Annotated in this window: 1 protein-coding gene; it reads right to left on the bottom strand. The window is 71.4% G+C overall.

Going from position 1 to position 3941, the window contains the following annotated elements; all coding sequences use genetic code 11:
- Window positions 1–3941 (bottom strand): non-ribosomal peptide synthetase (locus ACZ6EM_RS40205; protein WP_465774652.1); only part of this gene is annotated, 3941 nt, incomplete at both ends.

The following is a 3941-nucleotide window of genomic DNA, read 5'->3' as shown; positions in this document are numbered from 1 at the left end:
TTCGCCCGCTCGTTCAACTCCGCATACGACACGACCTCACGCGCCGCACCACTACCGAACACCACAGCCGTGGCGTCCGGCGTCCGCGCCACCTGAGCCTCGAACAGCCCCGGCAACGTCCCCACCGGCACCTCACGCACGGTGTCGTTCCACCCGCGCAGCACCAACTCCCGCTGCCCGTCGTCCAGCACCGAGACCTGGTCGAGCTTCAGGTCCGGCTCGTGCTCCAGTCCGTCGGCGAGCCGCTCCACCAGAGCCTCGAACAGGCCGCAGACCACGTCCGAGTCCATCGGAGCGCACGCCTGCACCGTGAGCCGGAACCCGACACCGGTGTCGTCCACCGACACCGTCAACGGGTAGTTCGTCCGCTCCTGCCCGAACAGCGGGGTGACGCCGGCGAGGACGGTCTGATGGGTGTCGGCCGTCCGGCTGTGGCGGTAGTTGAGGAGCGAGGTGAACAGCGGGCTCTGCGCCGGGACGCCGGTCGCCTGCTGGGCGAGGGTCAGCGGGGCGTGCTCGTGCCGCAGCAGCTCACCCAGCTGCTGCTGGGTCACCTTCAGCCCCGCCAGCAGCGACTGGGTCGCGTCGATGCGGATCGGCAGGGTGTTGATGTACAGACCCGGGGTCCGGCTCGCCGTGTCCCCGGCGTCCATCCGGCCGAACAGCACGGTGCCGAACACCGGATGCGTCTGGCCGGTCGTCGCCGCCGCGACCCGCGCCCACGCCAGGTGGAAGAACGCCGCCGCACTCACACCGTACCGACGAGCCAACTCACGCACCCGGTCGGCCAGTTCACCCGAAAGATCGACCACGGCCTCCCCGGTCTCGCTGCCGTCGCCGTGCGTGTCCAACACGCCGTACGGCGCCGTTGGCTCCTCCACCTCCCCGAGCGCCCGCTCGAAGAACGCACGGTGCTGCTCGGCGGTGACCGCCATTCGCGCGTGCGCCACGAAGTCGCGGTACGGCGCCGGCTCCGGCAGGCGCTCGACGTCCTGCTCCAGGTGCGCCCGCACCTCGTCGAAGAGGATCTCCAGCGCCTGGTGGTCCCGGATCAGGTGGTGGCTCTGCAGGGCCATCAGCCAGCGGTCCCGGCCCGGATCGGCCGCGACGACGAGCCGCATCATCGGGGCACGGCGGATGTCCATCGAGGGCGGGCACGCCGCCAGCAGCCGGGCCACCGCGTCCTCGCCCTGGTCCCCGGTGAGGGCGATCTCCTCGACCGCCACCGGGGCCTGCCGCAGGACGACCTGGAGCGGCTGGGGCAGGTTCTCCCACAGCACGGCCGTCCGCAGGATGTCGTGCCGGTCGACGACGTGCTGGAGCGCGGCGACGAAGTCGTCCATGCGCCCGCGCGAATCGAAGCCCAGAACGACCGGAACGATGTAGACATCACGCCCCTGGTCCGCGTCCAGCAGGTGGTGGAAGAAGATCCCCTCCTGCAGCGGCGCCAGCGGGTAGACGTCCGCGACGTTCGCCGCACCACCGGGGACCTGCTCCACCAGGCGGTCGAGGTCCGCCTGGCTCAGCTCGGCCAGCGTGACCATGTCCGGGGTGAGGACGGTCGCGTCGCTCGGGATCCGGTTCTCCGGCACCACGAAGGCCTGACCCGCGTCCACGGCCGCCAGCCCGGCCGCCGTCGGGGCCTGGAACAGCGCCTTCACCGACACCGGCAGACCGCTCGCCCGCAGCCGCTCCACCAGCGTCACCGCCAGCAGGGAGTGGCCACCCAGCTCGAAGAAGTTGTCGTCGATGCCGACCTGGGGCAGGCCCAGGACCTCGGCGAACACCTCGCTGAGCAGCTGCTCGTCGGCCGTGCGCGGCGCCCGGTAGGACGACTCCAGCAGCTCCGTCCGGTCCGGCACCGGGAGTGCCCGGCGGTCCAACTTGCCGTTGACCGTCAGCGGGAGCGTGTCCAGCACCATGATCGCGGACGGGACCATGTACTCGGGCAGGACGGCGCCCAGCCCGGCCCGGATCTCGGTGGTGTCGATCTCCGCACCGGCGGCGGGCACCACGTAGGCGGCAATGCGCTTGTCACCGGGGACGTCCTCGCGGACGATCACGGCTGCCTGGGCGACACCCGGCTGACCGAGCAGGCCGGCTTCGATCTCGCCCAGCTCGATGCGGTAACCGCGCACCTTCACCTGGTCGTCGGTACGACCCAGGTAGTCGATCGTGCCGTCCTCGCGCCAGCGGGCGAGGTCACCCGTGCGGTACATCCGCTCCCCGGCCGAACCGAACGGACAGGCGACGAAGCGCTCCGCCGTCAGCCCCGGACGGTTCAGGTACCCGCGTGCCAGCTGCACACCGGCGATGTACAGCTCGCCCGCCACACCGGCCGGCACCGGACGCAGGGCGGCGTCCAGCACGTAGGCCCGGGTGTTGCCGACCGGGCCGCCGATCGGCACGGTCGCCGTCCCCGGCAGGCACTCCCAGGCGGTGACCTCGATGGACACCTCGGTGGGGCCGTAGAGGTTGTGCAGCGGGATGCCCATGTCGCGCAGGAACGCGTCCCGCAGCTCCGGCGACAGCGCCTCACCGCTGGCGAACACCGCCCGCAGAGACGTGCAGGTCCGAGCGGCCGGCTCCAGCAGGAACACCTGCATCATCGACGGGATGAAGTGCGCGACGGTCACACCCTCCGCACGGATCACCTCCGCCAGGTACGCGGGGTCACGGTGGCCGTCCGGGCGTGCGACGACGAGCGTCGCGCCGGTGGTCAGCGGCCAGAAGAACTCCCAGACGGAGACGTCGAACCCGACCGGGGTCTTCTGCAGCACCCGGTCCGACGGCGTCAGCCGGTAGTCCTGCTGCCCCCAGGAAAGGCGGTTGACGATCCCCTGGTGGGAGATCACCACCCCCTTGGGGCGACCGGTGGAACCGGAGGTGTAGATGACGTACGCCGGGCTCTCCGGGCGGTGGCCCGGGCGCTCCGGGTTCGAAACAGGCTGCACACCAAGGGCGTTGGCGGTATCCGGTGCGTCCAGGTCGATCCGCCGGACGCCCGCTTCGGCCGCCGGGGCCCCGTCCATCGTCACGCTGTCGGTGACCAGAGCGGTCGGGCGACCGTCTTCCAGGGTGGAGGCCAGACGGTCGTCCGGGTAGTCCGGGTCCAGCGGCAGATACGCCGCCCCGGCCTTCTCGATCGCCAGCAACGACACCACCAGCTCGACCGAGCGCGGCAGGCAGACGGCCACCAGGTGCTCGGGGCCGACACCGCCCTCAAGCAGCAGGTGCGCCAAGCGGTTCGCCCGCTCGTTCAGCTCCTCATACGACACGACCTCGCGGGCCGCACCACTGCCGAACACCACGGCCGTGGCGTCCGGCGTGCGCGCCGCCTGCGCCTCGAACAGCCCCGGCAGCGTCGCGGCCGGCAGCTCCCGCACGGTGTCGTTCCAGCCGCGCAGCACCAACTCCCGCTGTCCGGCGTCGAGAACGGCGATCCGGTCGAGCGTGGCGGCGGAGTCCTGCTCCAGCCCGCCGACCAGGTTCTCCACCGCCGTGCACAGCAGACCGCAGACCACGTCGGAGTCCATCGGGGCGCACGCCTGCACCGTGAACCGGAACCCGACACCGGTGTCGTCCACCGACACCGTCAACGGGTAGTTCGTCCGCTCCGAGGCGTACACGATGTCGATGCCCGTGGTCCCGCTTCCGGGCACGCCCTGCCGGTCGGAGTGAGAACTGGGCAGACTGTGGCGGTAGTTGAGGAGCGACGTGAACAGCGGGCTCTGGGCGGGGACGCCGGTCACCTGCTGGGCGAGGGTCAGCGGGGCGTGCTCGTGCCTCAGCAGCTCACCCAGCTGCTGCTGCGCCACCTTCAGACCCGCCACCAGCGGCTGGGTGGCGTCGATCCGGATCGGCAGGGTGTTGATGTACAGACCCGGCGTCCGGTGCGCGGTGCCTCCCGCGTCCATCCGGCCCAGGAACACCGTGCCGAA

Source organism: Kitasatospora sp. NPDC041917, from assembly GCF_055589745.1.
The sequence above is the reverse complement of the archived record's forward strand: the minus strand, read 5'-3'. Positions and strand labels throughout refer to the sequence as shown.